This window comes from Candidatus Nitrosocosmicus agrestis (assembly GCF_008389435.1).
GTDB classification, from domain to species: Archaea; Thermoproteota; Nitrososphaeria; order Nitrososphaerales; family Nitrososphaeraceae; genus Nitrosocosmicus; species Nitrosocosmicus agrestis.
Window position 1 is genome coordinate 99,827 of sequence record NZ_VUYS01000003.1, and the last position, 18,801, is coordinate 118,627.

Annotated in this window: 22 protein-coding genes and 1 tRNA gene; 8 read left to right on the forward strand and 15 right to left on the reverse strand. The window is 32.6% G+C overall.

Going from position 1 to position 18,801, the window contains the following annotated elements; genetic code table 11:
- Positions 1-179: 179 nt before the first annotated feature.
- The 3 genes from F1Z66_RS02370 to F1Z66_RS02375 form a co-directional block, all read right to left on the reverse strand.
- The gene (locus F1Z66_RS02370) at positions 180-1,292 is read right to left on the reverse strand and encodes a hypothetical protein (RefSeq protein WP_149862001.1); all 1,113 of its coding nucleotides are present in this window, start codon (positions 1,290-1,292) and stop codon (positions 180-182) included.
- Between the two features lie 1,348 nt (positions 1,293-2,640).
- Positions 2,641-2,808 (reverse strand): hypothetical protein, encoded by a 168-nt coding sequence (locus F1Z66_RS15180; protein ID WP_154670469.1) that lies wholly within the window; start codon positions 2,806-2,808, stop codon positions 2,641-2,643.
- 458 nt (positions 2,809-3,266) lie between these two features.
- The gene (locus tag F1Z66_RS02375; RefSeq protein WP_149862002.1) at positions 3,267-3,656 is read right to left on the reverse strand and encodes a VOC family protein; all 390 of its coding nucleotides are present in this window, start codon (positions 3,654-3,656) and stop codon (positions 3,267-3,269) included.
- A gap of 567 nt (positions 3,657-4,223) precedes the next feature.
- Between F1Z66_RS02375 and F1Z66_RS02380 the strand changes: the two genes are divergently transcribed.
- On the forward strand, positions 4,224-4,490 hold the full coding sequence (locus F1Z66_RS02380) for a hypothetical protein (protein WP_149862003.1): 267 nt from the start codon (positions 4,224-4,226) through the stop codon (positions 4,488-4,490).
- A 130-nt stretch (positions 4,491-4,620) separates the two neighbouring features.
- Positions 4,621-5,121 carry a 4Fe-4S dicluster domain-containing protein gene (locus tag F1Z66_RS02385; protein WP_149862004.1) on the forward strand — a complete coding sequence of 167 codons (501 nt, stop codon included), beginning with the start codon at positions 4,621-4,623 and terminating at the stop codon, positions 5,119-5,121.
- Between the two features lie 971 nt (positions 5,122-6,092).
- Here F1Z66_RS02385 and F1Z66_RS02390 read toward each other — a convergent pair.
- The 3 genes from F1Z66_RS02390 to F1Z66_RS02400 form a co-directional block, all read right to left on the reverse strand.
- Positions 6,093-7,046, reverse strand: a complete 954-nt coding sequence (locus tag F1Z66_RS02390; protein ID WP_159357511.1) for an ABC transporter substrate-binding protein — start codon at positions 7,044-7,046, stop codon at positions 6,093-6,095.
- A gap of 492 nt (positions 7,047-7,538) precedes the next feature.
- Positions 7,539-8,072 (reverse strand): hypothetical protein, encoded by a 534-nt coding sequence (locus F1Z66_RS02395; RefSeq protein ID WP_149862006.1) that lies wholly within the window; start codon positions 8,070-8,072, stop codon positions 7,539-7,541.
- A 62-nt stretch (positions 8,073-8,134) separates the two neighbouring features.
- Positions 8,135-8,425, reverse strand: a complete 291-nt coding sequence (locus F1Z66_RS02400; RefSeq protein ID WP_149862007.1) for a hypothetical protein — start codon at positions 8,423-8,425, stop codon at positions 8,135-8,137.
- A 284-nt stretch (positions 8,426-8,709) separates the two neighbouring features.
- On the opposite strand from F1Z66_RS02400, the gene F1Z66_RS02405 reads away from it, so the two are divergent.
- The 3 genes from F1Z66_RS02405 to F1Z66_RS02410 all read left to right on the forward strand — a co-directional run bounded on the left by F1Z66_RS02405 (position 8,710) and on the right by F1Z66_RS02410 (position 11,311).
- Positions 8,710-9,135, forward strand: a complete 426-nt coding sequence (locus tag F1Z66_RS02405; RefSeq protein WP_149862008.1) for a hypothetical protein — start codon at positions 8,710-8,712, stop codon at positions 9,133-9,135.
- A gap of 465 nt (positions 9,136-9,600) precedes the next feature.
- Positions 9,601-9,744 (forward strand): hypothetical protein, encoded by a 144-nt coding sequence (locus F1Z66_RS15185; RefSeq protein ID WP_154670470.1) that lies wholly within the window; start codon positions 9,601-9,603, stop codon positions 9,742-9,744.
- A 289-nt stretch (positions 9,745-10,033) separates the two neighbouring features.
- Entirely contained in the window at positions 10,034-11,311 is a 1,278-nt protein-coding gene (locus F1Z66_RS02410; RefSeq protein ID WP_159357509.1) for a PQQ-dependent sugar dehydrogenase, read from the forward strand.
- A gap of 264 nt (positions 11,312-11,575) precedes the next feature.
- Here the strand turns inward: F1Z66_RS02410 and F1Z66_RS02415 are convergent, their stop codons facing one another.
- From F1Z66_RS02415 to F1Z66_RS02435, 5 genes are all read right to left on the reverse strand, one after another.
- Positions 11,576-11,776 carry a hypothetical protein gene (locus F1Z66_RS02415; protein ID WP_149862010.1) on the reverse strand — a complete coding sequence of 67 codons (201 nt, stop codon included), beginning with the start codon at positions 11,774-11,776 and terminating at the stop codon, positions 11,576-11,578.
- Positions 11,777-11,927: 151 nt separating this feature from the next.
- Positions 11,928-12,284 (reverse strand): hypothetical protein, encoded by a 357-nt coding sequence (locus tag F1Z66_RS02420; RefSeq protein WP_149862011.1) that lies wholly within the window; start codon positions 12,282-12,284, stop codon positions 11,928-11,930.
- Between the two features lie 552 nt (positions 12,285-12,836).
- Positions 12,837-12,911 (reverse strand) — tRNA-Val (locus tag F1Z66_RS02425).
- 787 nt (positions 12,912-13,698) lie between these two features.
- Positions 13,699-14,022, reverse strand: a complete 324-nt coding sequence (locus tag F1Z66_RS02430) for a hypothetical protein (protein ID WP_149862012.1) — start codon at positions 14,020-14,022, stop codon at positions 13,699-13,701.
- A gap of 366 nt (positions 14,023-14,388) precedes the next feature.
- Positions 14,389-14,652 carry a hypothetical protein gene (locus F1Z66_RS02435; protein WP_149862013.1) on the reverse strand — a complete coding sequence of 88 codons (264 nt, stop codon included), beginning with the start codon at positions 14,650-14,652 and terminating at the stop codon, positions 14,389-14,391.
- A gap of 739 nt (positions 14,653-15,391) precedes the next feature.
- Here F1Z66_RS02435 and F1Z66_RS02440 point away from each other — a divergent pair.
- A complete protein-coding gene (locus tag F1Z66_RS02440; protein WP_149862014.1) occupies positions 15,392-15,646 on the forward strand; it encodes a hypothetical protein in 255 nt (84 codons plus the stop codon).
- Positions 15,647-15,718: 72 nt separating this feature from the next.
- On the opposite strand, the gene F1Z66_RS02445 is transcribed toward F1Z66_RS02440, so the two are convergent.
- The 3 genes from F1Z66_RS02445 to F1Z66_RS02450 form a co-directional block, all read right to left on the reverse strand.
- Positions 15,719-16,036 carry a hypothetical protein gene (locus F1Z66_RS02445; protein ID WP_149862015.1) on the reverse strand — a complete coding sequence of 106 codons (318 nt, stop codon included), beginning with the start codon at positions 16,034-16,036 and terminating at the stop codon, positions 15,719-15,721.
- The gene (locus F1Z66_RS15190) at positions 16,036-16,182 is read right to left on the reverse strand and encodes a hypothetical protein (protein WP_154670471.1); all 147 of its coding nucleotides are present in this window, start codon (positions 16,180-16,182) and stop codon (positions 16,036-16,038) included. The genes F1Z66_RS02445 and F1Z66_RS15190 overlap by 1 nt, the downstream gene beginning before the upstream one ends.
- A 505-nt stretch (positions 16,183-16,687) precedes the next feature.
- Positions 16,688-16,873 carry a hypothetical protein gene (locus F1Z66_RS02450; protein WP_149862016.1) on the reverse strand — a complete coding sequence of 62 codons (186 nt, stop codon included), beginning with the start codon at positions 16,871-16,873 and terminating at the stop codon, positions 16,688-16,690.
- Between the two features lie 59 nt (positions 16,874-16,932).
- Here F1Z66_RS02450 and F1Z66_RS02455 point away from each other — a divergent pair, with 59 nt between their 5' ends.
- A complete protein-coding gene (locus F1Z66_RS02455) occupies positions 16,933-17,256 on the forward strand; it encodes a hypothetical protein (RefSeq protein WP_149862017.1) in 324 nt (107 codons plus the stop codon).
- 575 nt (positions 17,257-17,831) lie between these two features.
- Positions 17,832-18,227: a hypothetical protein gene (locus tag F1Z66_RS02465; protein WP_149862018.1), complete on the forward strand. Its 396-nt coding sequence runs from the start codon at positions 17,832-17,834 to the stop codon at positions 18,225-18,227.
- A gap of 61 nt (positions 18,228-18,288) precedes the next feature.
- On the opposite strand, the gene F1Z66_RS02470 is transcribed toward F1Z66_RS02465, so the two are convergent.
- Positions 18,289-18,765, reverse strand: a complete 477-nt coding sequence (locus F1Z66_RS02470) for a hypothetical protein (protein WP_149862019.1) — start codon at positions 18,763-18,765, stop codon at positions 18,289-18,291.
- Positions 18,766-18,801 lie beyond the last annotated feature (36 nt).

The following is an 18,801-nucleotide window of genomic DNA, read 5'->3' on the forward strand; positions in this document are numbered from 1 at the left end:
ATATATACTAATTAAATAAATTTTAGATCAGTCGATAAAGAGGAAAGCACTATTGCTAAGATCTTGTTACAACCCACTGAAGTTAAAAAATCCTGTTGATAAAGGGAATGAACATCGAATAACTCTAATGAGGCAGATTTTTAAATACTGCAATAAAAATATGTTATGCTTTTATCCGCCTATAGATAGGATGGTTTTGCACCCATAATCGAAGATGACAAACCATCTATCGATTCAGAAAAAGTTCTATTTACTACATCTTTATACGATCTAAATGCATCCAATTCGTCCTCAAGCGATCTGGATAAAAATTCTGTTGAGATTTGATTCTTTGTTTCATTACCTGTGAGGAGATAGTCTTTAAATAATTGATAACTTTTTATTTCATTTTTAAACGAATTTGACATATTAGCCTTGGTGGGTTTGAATTCTTTAGGTGCCTCTATTTGTTCAAATTTCTCTAGTTGATTTGTAAAGTTTTTTAAGTATATTGATGTCAGCTCTGACATTGAGGTATTTGTAATTTTTCCTTCTTGGAACTCTCCAATCTTTTTTTGATACTCGCCGGTCAATTTCGCTGCCTGTTCAGTTATTGAGGCGAAAAAATGTGAGTATTTGTCAATATTATTTAATATAGAAATTAAGCTGGTATTTTTTTCAGGCAAGATTACAAATGAATCAACCATATTCCTAAAATCATTGATGTATTGGTTAAACGAGCCTGGCTGAGCTATATAAAAAAGACTAAACAATTCTCCGTCTTTGATGATATTAATGGTGTTTAGTTTCATTGTTCTATCATTACTATAATCATAATATACCTGATCAATGACTTCATTTCCGTTAATATGTGAAATATTATAACTAACAGGTCTTATTATTCCATTTACTGTACTTTGATAGATCAATGAATGGTAATCGTGTACAAAATCAGAAATTGTTGCATTTGTGGATAGTCCAGAGCGGACATAGATACTAATTTCAACATCAGGCAATTGATGAATGTTATTTGAAGGAATGGTAAACTTTACCACTTGGTTAGCATGTAAATTGGTCTCATCGGCATTTAGAAAAGATGGATAGTTTATTTTAATGTGATAGTCAGGATTTTTGTAGATCAACCACTCATTGGTCAGATTTGAATATTTATAATTTTGAAAAGAATTTCGAACTTGACTAATTTGATCTTGAGGTGAATGAGTTTTTCCTACACCTAACGGAAAATAGATTGCTGAAGTAACTAATACTACTATAAAACACAAAAATGTTGTCGCTACTACCGTCTTTTGCACATTACATAAACCTCGGTTTAATTATTTAATTCTTAATTTTGTCTCTATTACTACCCAATTTGAACTAAAGTAGGATGTTGTAGGTAACAAAAAAGTTTGTTATTTTTGTATTTAATCTATCTCTCCGTTAGATGAAAATTTATTTTCCACAATAGGGACAAACAAATCCATGTATTTTTAAGTCATATCTGGATTTCTTTGTCTCATAATTTCTTTTGCAATTTGAGCAAAATGATGATTGATGTCTGGAATTGGATTCTTTTGTTATGGATGTTAATATTGGACACATAATTATTAACTTTGCTATTGTAATTCAAACTCAATTAAAGACCTTCTTTTACAATGATATATTTTTGAGTTAAATGATTGTATATTATAGAAATTCTCAATCTACTCAGTTGAGCGCTAACCAAAGCTCATTATGGCTTACAAATTGTTTGGCTAGAATATTCTAACACTTTAAGAAAATTATTACTATGGATAGATAGGTAGTTGAATACAGATATAATTTGATTTTATGTATCTTTTTCATGTGTTATGGTCGCCTGCCTAATCTTTTTATTTTGAATTTTTTTGTTCCTTGATGTTAGATTTAATGAGATTTTTTTTGATCGTTTTATCTTGATCCAAAGTATGGAAGTTTCTAATATTTTAAAATGTAATATTTCTGAAATCTTGTGATTGAAACTTGTACTTTGCCTGATTGTTTTGTAGCAAATATTAAAACATCTTTTTAGTGGCACAATCGATCACCATGGTCGCGACTTGGGACCTAAAATTTGGTTGCACTTATCAAACACTGACTATGTCGTATTAAAAGTCCATTCGGATTATTCTTTGCTTTATCAATCTATCGGTAATTTTATGAATGCTTTACAAATGTTTATGTCAAAATGTTTGTCTCATCAAAAATATTTCACGGAATCGACTACCACAAAAGAGAATCTTTACGACAGTCTAATTCATTACTTTAACTTTGTTAAATGTACATTTTAATTGCATCTTTTTAACAATTTCAACCAACCAAAGCACAAGATTACATAATTGAAAAAAGGGATATATGAGCTGATGGCCGACAAGTGTAAGATTTCAGAGTTCGAATTTGTCCCATATTATTAAGGTTATGGACCTTTACATAGTTTATTTGTCATGCATTAGTAGACAGGTATCATTATCTAGTCTATATTTAGAATGCATGGAGTTTGAGTATATTTTCACAAATTTCCAGAAATGTAAAATGGTGTAGTCGGTTACAAGTAATCTTCATTTGCAAATCCTATTTAAAAGTCGCTAATACCGTGGGACAGGGCAAACGGACTACTAAATTATCTGTTTGATGCAATACTTGTCAAGATTCCTTATTGTCCCTTTCAGCATCTTGTTCATTGCTATCGCTTTGAGAGTCACTAACATTATAACTGTTTTCATCATCGTCTAATTCTTCCTCTTTATGGATTTTTTCTACTATTTTATCTTGCACATCCTCCTCTATTCTTACATTTTCGTCGATGCTCATGGATTGTAATGCGCAAAATAGTATTTAATATAAACACAAGCCCTATACTTTTGGCATAAAATGGGTTTCCCCATTCCTAAAATTATATGACACTAAATTATTATGACAGTTATACATAATTATGATAGTATTGGATTGGACGCCTAATGGTTAATTTCCATTGAAGTAACTAAGTTAGATTGCTAAATAAAAAGAAAAAAAATTATTTGACCATTACTTTTGCATTACTATGTATGTGGCTATATTTTTATTGATTAACAAAGTCGCAAGAAAGTGACACTAACCAAAACCACTTGCAATTAGTGGTGAGTAGATTATGTTTTGAGATAATCTCCTGACCAAAGAAGCGAAAAAACCCAAAGACCAGGCCTTTGGCTGATAGGATAAAGAATTTTTGTTTATTTTATCGGCCAAGTTCAGACGTACAATGATCTGGATGAAACTTGAGAATTCTGCAATTACTGTGTTTTAAACTGGCCCCGTGGTGGCAATTCCTGGAGTGCCCAGCCATTGCCATCTGGATCATTAAAATAAACGAACTTGCCCCACATTTGAGTATCAACTTCGGTGACTTCGACTCCTTTTTTTTTAAGTTCATCGTGGGCTGCTTGTGCATCCTTCACAACCATTTGTAATCCTTTGATGGAACCTGGTTTCATGTTGTCAGTGATGCCAACACCAAAACAAATTGAACAAGCGGAACCTGGAGGTGTCATCTGAACAAAACGTAATTTCTCATTAACGGTGTGGTCATGGTCTAAGTTGAATCCCACCTTATCTTTATAAAAATCACGTGAACGATCCACATCTGTTACTGGAATTGCTACTAATTCGAGTTTCATTTCCATCAAAAATCCATACTCCAATGTTTTAGATTAACAGTGCAAGAACAAAGTAGAATCTGTTCGTCAAGCGAATTTCGTAAATAAATTTCCATGCTTCTACAATATGTATTCTTGGATAAAAAGATGCAGGAAAATGGATGTTGTAAGCGAAACTACCATACCAATCTGTCTCTCCATATGAGGAAAATTATGTCGCTTTATTGATTGATGATATCACTGATACAAAATCCTATATTTAAGAATAGTTATTAAAAGGGATTTAGATGCCTGATTATGATCCAAGTATATATTTGAATTAAAGAGGCAATTTTGTTGCTTATCATACGAAATTATTCAGTATGTTTGGATGACTATATCGACTAGAAAGCAAAACATACTGGAAAGAAATATGAAAAAAGGCTTACTTTCAACAATTTTTAAACTCTAAATGCTGGCGATATTTGTGGTCATAGAAGGGCTAAAAATGACATTTTGTTTTCTCTTATGATATCATAATTGGATTTCAATTTTAAAATTGTTGAGAAATATGCTAAATACTACAATTATAAATTATATTCATTAGTAGACTATGTGATAGACTTAACCGAAGTAGAAAGAGAGAATAAGGTATATGTAAATGATAATGCGATAATCCTTGATAAAGAATCTATAAAGCCACCAGAATTATTAGAATTGGCAGGTTACTCATCTCTTGTTTATGATTGCTATTTAGTACAAAACAATGAGGGAAATGCAAAGAAGAAGAAGAAAACGCCCTATGAAAATAAACTTCTAAAAGAAAGCAGGACCATTCATATCGAAACGGGTATGAGGTTTAATGCAATACTTAAGCAATAGTAACATCTAATTTTTTGATTGATATGTGATAAACAGTTTATGAAAAATGCAAAATAAGATTAAAATACTCACATTCGTTTGCAATTAAATGTCAGTTGGTTAAATAGTAGTATGTTTAGAGAATTGTGATATGCCTATAGATCCAGAGTTTCCGAAAAATCACAATGTGATAGGTAAACATTCTACTTCCGATGGTTCATACTCTCATTTTGTATGGGGCCCGGGAAGGTCTGATGCAGAGTCTTCAACCAACAAAGAAGTTCAAGACGCATACAAAGCAAGAGGTGAGGAGTACCTTCCTTTGGGGGTACATGGAACTTTTGTGGCAGTAGATTGGGATTCTTGTATTTCTGATGGTGCGTGTATTGAAGCCTGTCCTGTTCAAGTTTATCAGTGGTACAGATCAGAACAAGACGTTCCCGCTATCGAAATGGTAAATGCAGTAAGTGAAGGGATAGGTGATGATCATAATAGAGAAGGAAGGAGAGATTACACTGATAAGCCCGATCCAATAAGAGAAAGTGCGTGCATTTGGTGTATGGCGTGTGTTACCGTATGTCCTACTAATTCGATCAAAGTGGACGAAGCTAATCTGCAAGTACATATGGAGGAGGCTAAAAGAAGTGCTTGATGCAGTTTTGACTTACAGAAAGGAAAAAATTAAGTTTTTACAAGTGTCAGTAAATTGCTTTTTCTAATTAAATATTTATTCGATAATTTGGAATTATGATTTCTGGTCAGAAAATAATCCTTTTCTGATGATGAGTAAATGTTTATAGTTAGATAGCGAAGTGTTAGTATAATATTAAAACGGTATTTCTCATTACTGATTATATTTCTTGTTTCAATAAACAATGGTTTTATCTGGAAAATAAAATGTGATGAATAATTCGCCAATAGATTGTATTCTGTTTCTTTTGTCTCCTTTGTGATCTTGTAGACTACTAATCCATATTGTATATTTTGACCTATACTTGGGACCAGATCAGTGACCCTTGAGTGGCTTTAAGCATCCAAAGGTAATAGAACTTAACTTATCTTACAACACCGTTTTTAAATATACAACAAAGCCTTATGTTTCCATTAATGATAACACATGGACAAGATATGAAAAGCAAGTCTGATCATGTATCTATTGCCGTAATCATAATAGTATTGTTCCTCCAACATCAAATGCTGGATCTGACCAAACAGTGATCCGGCGAAACTGTCCCCCTTAATGGAAGTAATAGCTTATCAAACGGTTCTTCATTGACATATTTGTGAATCCGGCTAGATTAAACCCCGTTGAATTAAGTGATTCAACATCTTTAATCCGTCTTTTACAGTACTAGAGGTAATGTCCAAACTGGTCTCACTTTCCAATTAGCCATAACCAATGTGGAAGAAATAATGAGTTAGCCTGACAAATTTATTATTACTATAAATCTTATTTCTCATCTTCACCAAATGAAAAATTTAGTTTGGATTTGTAGGAAAATCAGTAACAATTGATAAAATGGGAAAACTGCAAAGGCTATTTTATCTCTGTTTTTGTTTGATTCGCTATTATATCCATTTTTATATGGCCTTTTGCAAAAGGACCCAAAGTGCTTTCTCAGATTATTTTTTTTCAATTAATAATTCATTGACAAATTTTGGTTCAATAATGTATTGAAAATTGGGATATTTACTTATTACACCTCTTTCGGCAAAAAAATCGGCAATCGAGTTTCCAGAGGTGTACAGCGAAGCTGAAGTATTTAATTCCTTATTCATTGAAATTTGGCTGTTATGTTCCAAGTCCATAACTTCGGCATCATCCAACCCTTTGATAATGTCCGTTTTGTTTACACCCGTTTTTACGGACATTATTTTTATATCTTGCTCTTTATTCTTCTCATAATCTTCCTTTGCTTCTACCAGAGATTTTATGATATTTTTAATATCATTGGGTCTTTGTTCGACTACATCTGAATGAAATGCCAATACGGTAGTCAAAACACCGGGTACAATAGCACCTGTGGAGAGAATTTTGAATTCACTCTTTAACGCATCTAATGAGTATGGATTATAGAAATGCCCTGCATCGATCTCGCCTTTCTTTAATGCATCTGACATATTTTGAACAGGAATGCTCGCGAATTCAACATCGCCTTCATCAAGACCAACTTTTTTTAGTGATTCTAATATATAATAATGTGAAAAACTGTTGATCCCATCGACACCCACTTTTTTACCCTTTAATTCCGTGAGGTTGTCTACATTGCCTATAATTGGATCTGCATCTTTTGCTATATCGGTATTGAATACTACTTTAGTATCGATTCCTTCAGAGTTCTGTATTATTGCATCAGAATATACTACAAACATCCCATCATATTCTCCATTAGCATAATCTGTAAGCGTACCAGCATAATCTTGAGCTAATGTTAGGTTTACGTCAACATTATTTTTTTCAAAATATCCCTTTTCTTGAGCAACATAAGCCAAAAAATTTGGAGGCCATATTCCTACTGAAAGTCTTAGTGGTTTTTCATTTGATGTTTGAGCAGATACTATATTGAATGAACTCAAAAATATTATTATTATAATACTGGAAATTACAATCATATGCATTTTCTTACTTGGATTTTCAAACAATTTATTATTTCATTACTATTGTTGTACGTATGTTATATCAATTTTTATTGAACTTTTGGAACATTTTTAATCCTCATACAAAGAATACGGATTTTAGTCTCCGCAAGCTAAAACAAAATGTATAATCTTTTGACTTGTGTATCATGTTACTAAAGGGATACATGAAAAAGATACCTTCAGTGTAAAGATTCATATTGTATAGCACATCTAGAATAATAACAGTATTTACAAATTACTTAATTTAAATATCGAGTCGTCACAATATAGATTTCTTGATCAGAAGCATGTGCCTACTAAACAAATATTTCAATACATTATCGCATTATATGTAGTAGCAGTAACTCTTTTGTTTAACCGTGTCCCAAGCTCATTTTTCAGACATTTGAATCTAATAGAGTACCATCAACCCTTGATGTTATCTTTTTTCTAAACTGTAAGTTTCAGTCTATCAATCAGTCTTTGATTCTGGATTATAAGACAAAAAAAGAGGTAAAGTGATAATGAATTCTTTGAATCTTTTTCAATTACAGTCTTGGCAGCACCTTCACTTAAACCATTACAACAGTTAATTAGCATATTATGCAAAACTTCTCGATCACCTTGATGAAGTGCGTTGATTAGTCTATGCCACTTATCATAGGTTTTATCAAACAATTCTTTACTATGTGGTTTGTATATTTGCGATGTAACTATTTCTTTAACTATGGACTCATTGCTTGTATTCCTGTTCTCAATATCTACAAGTGTCTTGTAATGATGCAATATCATTCCCATCATGATTGGTTCTATAGGTATCGGCCTGTCTGCAGAAGAAATATAAGATGTATAAAGTTTAGCATTATCAAATAGAGAATCAAAAGTCTTTTTGGCATCCTTGGTCTTTAGTTCCTTTTTAAATTCAGACCAAACTATCTTTTCTATTTCCATGAGTTGTCGAAACGATGGTATACTGCGGCCCACATAGACATTACAAAGTCGATGGATTTAACCATTACGCAGTTATACGCAGTGTAATTCTATAATTAGTAATCGGAATATTCATCTATTGTCTTTTGTGTTAGATAGATCGAATTCACATTTGTAGGATCTACAAAGATAAAACCATTGTTAATTAGATCGTTTCTAACGTGTTGTCTAATCTCTAGGTTTGATTCTTCTTTGTTTCTGTTGCCCCCTCTTTCCAGGCAGGCTTCATTATAAATATCAACAAACTTTACTGGTACTTTCAATTCGCCGCTTGTACTCTCAATCAAAACCTTGACAAAAGTTAAAGTCAAACTCTCAATCTTATCAGATTTGTCTTGTGATTCCAATCATATTGATCTACACAAAGTTACTTATAACACTGTATTGCTATGAGCCGACAGAAATATCTGAAAAGAAGAAATCCCAACCAAAACTATTCCTACTATTACTTACTATTTGGAAAAAGCTTAATTCTTCTATAGACCTACAAATTCTATCTCCATGTTATCAAAAGCTGAAATCCAATACCTTCAAGGTCATAAACTAGCTTCCAAAACTTATGAAAGGAAGTTAATATGTTTAATCAAAAAAGGTTGAAGTTTTAGAAACGGAACTGCCACTCTTAACAAGTATGTTTGGGGAAAATATCAAATCCGTATTTTCTGAAATTCTACACGGGAAGGCAGTGGCGCCCCACTCCGTGAAGCAGGAGAAAAACGATGACAATACTCAATATTCTAACTATGGAAAGGCCGCTACTGAATTTAGTAATCCATACAATGACCAATTCCATCTATTTAACGGAAAAGGCGACATGCATGAAGGCTTACTCAATTCATTGAGGTTGCTTGGCCAGCACAATATCAATGGTGCTACAAAATTTAGTAATGGAAATCTAGCATCCGCTACTGAATTTAGTAATTTCAACAATATGGATGATTCTTATTCAAAACTTGTAAATATTTCAGCAATGGAATTGTATCATACTAAAAATTTCAGTAAATCAACTACCGATTGTTTAATTTCTGAGTGGACCGGGTCGGATTTATATTGTTAACGATATAATCTTTGGGTTAGATAATGAAAGACCTAAATTTATTATATTTGAGTTTACATATATTATGGCCCTCTGGTTCATGGTCTTCATTCAAATTAGTTTTGAGACGGTCAGATAAAATGGATTTAGCGATTCTTCACAAATAGGTTTATCAGTTAAAGTGTAGATCATGTGGTAAGTCGGGTTTATTGATGCAATAGTACAAAATAATATGCAATACCTTTAATATTTTAAGATTGAATATATGCAATAACTGCAATCAAAATGAATCAATCTAGTTCGTATATTAAAACAATATCACATAGAAGGGAAAGAGTAATTGCATTACTAACAAAAGGACTCAAAGGATTTCAGTTTGCAAATGATTTGGTGGTTAGATTCTGTTACTATTAGTAGATATATACATTTCCTGGAGAAGGAATCCAGTGATAGTCTTAATTCCTTGGTCAAGGAAAGATGCCATTTTTGTATCAAACAACTATCGAAGGCATCAAAACAGTACTGAATGAACGTTGGAATATTTACAATAAGGATGTCGATAACGAAGTCACATGGAGGAACAAGTTAAATGCTTTAAAACTAGAGAAAGAATGCTTTGAGATTTCGTAATAGATATATTGCGGGCCCAACTTTGGACCAAATTTAATATTAGATGGTTTTTATGAACTTGGAATAAAGTCACAAGATCTAATCTAAATTATCGATATACACTATTGTTGTAGAATAGAAAAAAACGTTTCAATTATTTTTTACCATTATTAAAATTTTTCATAGGATTATAATATTTTAATAATACAAAAACTAAACTGATATGATGAAGTTAGTTGATAGCATTTTTAAAAATTATATAAATATATTTTCACAATCAAAATATTTTCTTGGTTCTTTAATTATCATAATGATCATCTATTTTGGCAATAACCATATTCCTTTTACTTTTTCTCAACAACAACTACCAAATGTAAATGATCCTTCTTTGAAAATAGATCGTGTGGCCGATGGATTACAATCTCCAACTAGCATGGCATTTCTGACGAACAATTCGCTTTTGATAGCGCAAAAGGAAGGAACCCTATCAATGCTAGATCTTAACAATCCTACCAATATAGAACCCATATTGGAGTTAAGCAATGTCAATAGCAAAAATGAAAGGGGACTTTTAGGAATCACAATTGACAATAACAAAAGTGGAGAATCTAGCATTTTTCTTTATGTTACCGAGACTAGAACTCAATTGGATCAGGAGACGCAGGATACTGCAAGTAATGATGATTTGAGAAATAGGGTTTACAAATATGAATGGGATGAGGTAGAACAAAGACTTTCAAATCCAAAGATTATTTTAGACCTGCCAGCAGGTCCTGGAACAAACCACCAAGGTGGAAAAATCAAAATTGGTCCTGATAATCAACTCTACGTGGTAATTGGAGAATTACAGAGAGAGGGACAGTTACAAAATTTTAGAGAAGGGCCAGAGCCTGATGACAGTGGTGTTATATTCAGGGTAAATCCGGTGGATGGCTCGCCGTCAAATAATAATCCTTTCATAGAAGCAAATAACGGCGACAAAGGTGGAAATAATAATCTATTGGCTAAATACTATGCATACGGAATAAGAAATAGTTTTGGGTTTGATTTTGATCCCATCACAGGAAAGTTATGGGATACAGAAAATGGTGAGAATCTCTATGATGAAATAAACATAGTAGAATCAGGGTTTAATAGTGGATGGAAATTGATTATGGGACCATTTTCTAAGTCAGAAGCCATAACAGAAAATGATCTAGTTAACTTTCAGGGTTCACATTATTCTGATCCACTTTTAAGTTGGGAACAATCCAGAGGGATTACTGACCTTGAATTCTTTAAATCAGACAATTTGGGCCAAAAATATGCAAATAACATATTCGTAGGGGATATAACTAGAGGGAATTTATTCTTCTTGCAGGTAAATGAAAACAGAAATGGATTGCAGTTTGATAATGAACCAAATATAGCAAATGACCATATTGCATCAAGTGAAGAAGAAATTTCTTCAATTACTTTAGGAACTGGTTTCAAAGGTATAACAGATGTAGAAACAGGTCCTGATGGAAATCTGTATATATTAACCTATAGCAGGGCCGATGGGGGGCAAGGAGCACTTTATAGAATATCAGAAAATACAACCCAATAACTTTCATCCGATAGTAAGCCGGATAAATGGAATGCACTTACATAATCACACCAATTTCTGCAAACCTAGCCCGTCTCGTTAAAGAATCATAATTGGATTATTCGTCAAACACAATTTTAAATTGTATAAAGAAAAACTACCATCCACGCTACCATTATTATTTTCAGGTTCCTGTTACAAATCGTTTTTAGGGTAATTCAATGTAAGTCAATGAAATAGATGACCGTTAGGAGTATCAGAGTTTAATGTTAAATAATTTTAGATCTATAACTTTTTCCTAGTATTATCATCTTTTTCCCATTTTAGGTCTACAAAAGCAACTAGTTCTTTAGTTTCATTATGTATTACAGGATATGCAGATAACACTTTGCGAAGATCTACTGAATCTCTCTTTACAATGATCCTATGTTTAAATTTGTGTGAACCATCAGGTAAATACTCAATGTCACCGGTTGAACTAACCACAATTATGATCACTATTAGAATCCCATAAGGCGTCAGTAAAATTTTACTGCTAAATTGTAAATCTAAAAAGGATAATATGTGTCACTGGGGGGCTCGTATCCCTTATACTATAAGATTAGTTAACCAAGAGTTGAAGTATATACTCTCAGTTTCATGGTGTTATGTCTAGACACCTGGCGAAACCCTGCAAGAATCCATCAACGTCTAAGTTGTCGAAACGTGCAAATGTCCACCATGCGTGATCGCCCGCCGGGGCGCTCTCTAAGATCTCTAGTCCGTCTATTTCTCCTGTGCTCAATTGAATGCTATATCCTCCGCCCATGACTATATCGACTGTTTCACATGTAGCAGTAGACGATACTAGACCAGAAAAAATTCCTGCTTTCGGTCCAAACACTGTATATACACTCTGAGCAAAAGATTGTTCAAATGAGATTAGACCCATAGAACTCATAAATGCAGTTAATACTAAAAGTGATAACATAGTAACCTTGTTGCTTGTATGCATATTATCTGGTTATACGTATATTTAATAGACTTTGTGAACAAGACCGATTCTTATTTCTACAATTATATTTCATATTATAATAGTTATGGTTAATCTCTATTAAATTGTTGAATAAAGAATAATCTATTATACAAACATGAATTTTTATCTTTAACTTTGATCTTGATGGATTATATTACTAAAAATAATGTCGACTGGAATCAACAGAAGCGGGTTTAAATCCCGCACTTCCACTAATTCGTATTGACATGGCCCAGATCAATCCTTTTATTCTGGATTTTAAATCCTTAAGGTAGTTGACGAGCTGTTTGATTTGTCACAAAGGCTTCAACTCGACCTATATTAGAACGGGTTCTAACGGTGCTCTTAAGAAGATGGACTCCTACTGTGATAAGTGTGCTATCCACTACGATTTAGAAAAAAACTGTTTACAGTATCTAATTCCTTATACAAAATACAAATCTCTAAAGCAGACCCAGATATCATAACTAATAATTCAGTTTACTCAAATAATCCTAACAAAACCTCCGAAACAATGGAAAACGTACAATATGGGCCGGGTCGGATTCGAACCAACGACCCCCGCCATGTCAAGGCGGTATCTTAACCAGGCTAGACCACCGGCCCCAATTTGATATTTAGTGAGTTCTTCTTTGTCTTTTATATATAATTGTTGATTATATTCTCCGTCAGTGGATTCTATGGGTTTAGTTTGGTTCTTGATGGATTCCAGAACCGCAGTAGCATTTTCTCTTTCTAATTGCTTTTTAATACGTATAGAATTCTTACTGAATTTAGTAAGATTAATTGAAGTTTCTTCCATGTTGTGATTCTTACCAAATTTAGTAAGATCTAGATTTGGAAATAATGATAAAAGGAGAGGTAGATCCTTATCTAAGAGGTTAGAAATCTTCTTCTTTACCACTGACTTGAGTTTGTACTCGTATGACTTGGATACAACTTTCTGACCTTGTAAAAACTGAAACTCAGCTTTAGAGAGAAGTGGCATAATATTTTAGGAATTATTCGAAATTAATAAGGATTAGCAATTCAAATAACTAGGAGTATCTGAATATACTCAGACTTAATAGACTACACGTTCCGTTGATTAATTAAGAAATTATCGCATAGCATCAAATAGAAATCTATTTGTTGAATTTTTTCTTTTAATTACATGCCTGCAAACAAGGGAAGATAATATAATAAGAAAAAATGGAGCAAAAAATAATATTTTCTGTCTATTCTATTTTCATTCTGTCCTAATGCCTATTGAAATTTTGATTATTAGTCCATCAATAGACAGTATAAAGGACAAATTTATTATTGATTTATTATATGATCTTATTTGATTGCAAAATTAGTATGTTCAATACAGTCAAAAAAAGGTGATTACGGTCTTGATTATTGTTTGATTTTATCTGGTTGTTGTAAAGTCGGATGGAGGTTGCTCTACCGTTGGGATACATTCACCATTCTGTTGGAAACCTAAATTCAAGTTATTGGCGTTTAATGCATTAAATTCTGGTGCAACTGCTTGTCCGTTTGTTTCTGAGGCTTGGTCTTGTTCTGCTCCTTGTTCGGCTTCACTGCTAGGTTGTTGACCTGCTGCGATATTTCCGCTACACGTTTCCAAAGTAGGTTCAGGAGCAGCAATTGTTGCAAGTGCATTTGGGTTATACAAGCCCAAAACTCCTGTTACCAAGAAAGCAGTAAGAATTCCTGTAAATAGTTTATTCATAGTTAAAGTAGAAATTCTAATTCATTTAGCAGTTTTTTATAATAGTTATTTAGGATTATATGAGAAAAATGTCCTCCTATGAGGAGGATTGACTGTAAGGTTTGTCTGTCTTTGTGATAATCCAATAGGCTAGGAAACAGATTTACCAAAAGAGAATGGTTTGTTGCCTACAAAATTAAATTTTCTTTCTTATTTTGGTTTATAATATACTCACAGGTCTTGATATATTTTTTACCATGAAGAAGTTGAATTTTTTGGATTAGAAGAATATGTTAAAAAGCCTGTAACAGAAGCCAAACATCAAAGTGATGAATTATAGCATTACATTGATCTGTTGGACTGGGGATTTTAACGACAAAAAATAGTTTATTGTTGGCCTAATGCCAAATTGCCCAATTGTTCTTGTAATTGCAAGTTAAAGTTATTTCCACATAATGCGGTAAATTCTCCAGAAACACATTGGCCGTTTTGTTCACTATCTTGTCCTTGTTCAATTTCTTGTTCTGCATCATTGTGTTTACCTGTGGCAAATGCCATGTTGTTGTCACCAAATGTTACTACTGAACCTATGAGAGCTGCTGCAATGAACATCACCGCAATCATTCCGATTTTATTTGTTTTAGTACTCATTTTAGTCGAAATATACAAGTGAAATTTGAAATAATATAGTTTGGATTGTTGTTACTGTTATATCTTTGTGAAAAATATTTCAGGTATTGTCTTATTATAAATAATTTCATACTTTTGTTCTTAAAAATTAAACTCCTAATTTGGATTATCACCGCTCGGGTCTAGCAAGACCCTCGCTATTTGATGACTAGGATAGACAACCAAATGATGATGACCGCGTGGATCTTTATTATTAAAAAAAGGTACTATTGTCTATGTCACCTGGAATTTACTAGATGGTTATATATCTGGAGTATTTATTGGTGCCATAAATAGACGATATGTTTGCTTTCAACTTAGTTGATGTCCAAAATTAGATTGTCACTGGAGTAAATCTAGGCTGGAGATATATAATGTTTTTAAACCTACCAAGATATTTATGTTCAAACCCATAGTTTAAGTCGGGCCTTGCATTTTCTTATTCTCCCACGCCGCTCATGCAAGGCTCGAATCTATTGTAATTCTCTGGAAACAATCCAATAATTATTGAAAGTTAGATGCAGTACATACCATCCTTTCCTGGCCATTAAATCGCAAACTACCTGACCGACCTGTGACCATTTTTTTATTAGCAACTTATCATTAACCTACTTGTTGTTGGTATCTGTAAACTTGGATTGTGCCGAGTTAGTTTAATAGCAATCGATGTTTTTAGAATGAATATAGTCGCTTTTAAACTATGTTCAATGATGATTGAATAATGAACATGATTGAAAGTGAAAGTCCTTATTTGGTTGAAGCCAGAACATGTGGATGTAAGGAAAAAGGCAAAAGTGTCTCATATCATTTTATCGAATCTGCTCATGGTCTTTGTTTAGAAAAGGGGGAATTAATCTTGGCCGAAATTCAAGCATGTGAGAGGTTATTAAAGTATTCAAAGGACGAGGAAGAAATGCAGCTTCTCAAGGATGAAATAACTAAATTAAGGATAGCATTGGATCTAGTACGATACTAAGATAAGAAATGGAATATCAAATAAGTACTGCTTAAGATATTATACTCATCGACGCACTAAAAAGACTACCACTTATCTTAAATTTTTTGATTCACCAATTGCTTCTTCAATCTTGTCAACATAATCCTTGACATAAAATTTGATATTATCAATTTGTTTTGGAGATAGTTCAGTTTCTAGTAGTAAGGCCTTTTCAATTGCGTTTGGAAGTTCTTCTATTTTTCTAGGATAAGGAATTCTAACACTAATCTCTCCTCTTATAAAATCAATTTCTAAATAAGTTTTTGTTCCTGTTATTTGTGAGATTCCTCTGCTTCTCAGGTAACCGTTAATTCGTAGTCTAAAAGATTTACCTGAATCGCTTACTATAATATTGTCTAATTCGGACATTACTGGTTTCCTCCATCTTTAAAGTTCTTTACCAGTTTACCAATTATCAAATTAAACGTATCACCAGTTTTACCCATTTCTTTTAATATCTCGTAGTTGTCAGAGTCAATCAGAATTTGTTTGTATCTTTTGTTACCTATTCTCATAACATAATTAATACATCGATGATATTTAAATGTTACTTATATGAAGTAATAGTTTAACTATACTCAGTTTTTGTCCAAAAGAATGTTATTAAAAAATGAGAAATGGTTAATAAAAAAGGAGAGACATCTACCTCCCGTATGAGACTCTTTTTGGTTTTTTTAATTTGAAGATACCTAAATCATCTTAGATAGTCATCGCAGTTCCTCCCAAATGAAACATGTCCGATATTTATGACAGATTAATTTATTATCTTGATTTTTTTCATATTGAATTCAAATTCTTTTTAAAAATACAAAAATTACACGAATAGAAGGTAAGAGTATTATATATTCAATTGTAAATTGACATGATAATAAAATATTTCTGTTTGTAGATAAGTTTAATATAAATTATTTAATTTTTTCATATATAGAATTATCGAAATACAGAATGAGTCATAGCGAATTTGATAGATGGAGAAATTCATTATGCAATCCAACTTGTATTTGCTTTTTATCTTAAAGCCTATCCTAAAATTAACTTTCTATAGATTATTATACAACATGAGAACTGTATCGGACTAAGATAGTTTTCATCCTTCTTTTCATATCTTGCGGAGTTTCGTAAACCTGTTATGCCATGAGTTTGTCCTTTCCACAACCCATTTTTTAGGGAAGTGTATCTTACGATTTGGTACTGCAATTTCTTCACTATCATCGCCTTTCTTCTTTTTCTTCTTCTTGATTGGTACGTGTAAGATGTAGTCTCGTTTGATTAATTCCTGTTCTGCTTCTGCAGAATTATATCATTTATCAAGACATAGATGTTGCAATCATCCTCGTCGTCTAGATCTGGATAACGATTTCGGCCTTTTGATGACTGTATTATCAACTACCTCTGTTACGCATTTGGTGTCATGGGTGCTAGCTGGTAATAATACAACAGAAAAGAGGATACCATGCTTATTGGTTAAAATATGTCTTTTTGTTCAGCCTTGTTTGCTCCTATCTGCAGTGGGATTATTTCCTGCGGTCTTTTCTCGGCCTAAAGGTGATTTTATTGATATAGAATCTATTGATTCTATGACCAGTTGATACCATTTGTAGCATCATAGATTTTCAATGGTCTGCTCCACATCTTTTCAAAGACATCCAGTTTATTCCATGCCTGGAATCTCCTATGACGAGTAGATCCAGAACAGCATTCTTTTGGAAGCCGTCTCCACTAGCATCCTGTTCTCAGGATGTAGATGATACCGTCAAGAGGCCTTCTGTATTGTTAAACTGGTCGACCAACAGTCTTTGGAGGCTTTTCTTTAGACATTATCCTCTTAAACTCATCTCCTAACCTTTCTGGAATCCTTGTAATGGCAGGATGAGCGATATTTATTGCTTCCACTTCTTTCTTCCTTCTGAATGCAGATACCGTCTACAAGGAAAGAAAAGTAGGTAAAACCCAATCGTATTTTAGGATAGGCTCTTGGAATGTCTGACATGATTCATAGAAAAATGAGATGAATTTGACATATTATAATTCACAATTAAATTTGTAATATAAATAATATGTAAAATTGTATTTCATTTTGAAATATTTGCAACTTATCTACATTATCTCTTTTTCTTCTTGCTCTTATCAATATAGTTATATGAAACTGCGAAGTTAACTTTTCATGAAATTATTAACCAATCCAAATAATAAAAAGTATAAAAACAAACAAGTTTACAATCAAGTATTTTATGTGACCTTGATAGCATTTTTGTCATTTGTTCTTATTTCAGGGATTACAACGTCGCATGCATTTGCATTAAAAAGCGTTTCAGACTTGGGAGGTGTTAACCAAAATCCAACTAAGCTAGAAAGAGGTGGTTCAGACTTGGGAGGTGTTAACCAAAATCCAACTAAACAAGGAGGAGAAGGCGAAGGAGGTTCTTCTAACTTTCAATGTGATAGTAAAACCCATACATGCTCATGTGATCTAACCAAGGAAGATTGCTTTGATTTAGGTGCATCGGGTCTATGTAAGGATAGAATAGATAACAACGGAGAATGTACATTTAAATATTAAAAGTTTAATTTTGATTGATTTTTAACTATTATTTTGGTTACTACTGTTCTAATCCATATTTTCAAGTGTTTAAAACAGTTTGTGGATTAGAACAGGTAGTTGGAAAGATGATATCGTTTGATAGAGGAATCATGTCACTAAATATCTTATTTTTTTCCTGCTCTTCAGTAAACTGAAAAAGGCTCCCTAGCTTTGTATTGCTTTCATACCTCTTTATGAATTTGCATATACAGATCTTACTATCCTCATCATCTGCCTCATAGTCTATTAATTGGAATACTTTTGTTTCTCCAATCCCGTATTTTAACAGCTCTAAAATTTCAACTTTTAACCATTCTTCAGCAATTAACTTGAATTTTTTTGGTAAATTCAGCTTAATGAAATGTAAATTATTATCATTTTCTTCTGTATTCGTGTAATTTTTGTATTTAGTCTGTTGGAATAAAGAAACATCCACAATAGGGTAGTATGCTTTTTTACGTCTATCAATTTTAGATTCAAATTCATCTATTAATCCGTTATTTCGTAATTCTTCCAAGTACGTCTTTTTAATTGCATCAACTGTTATTGATTT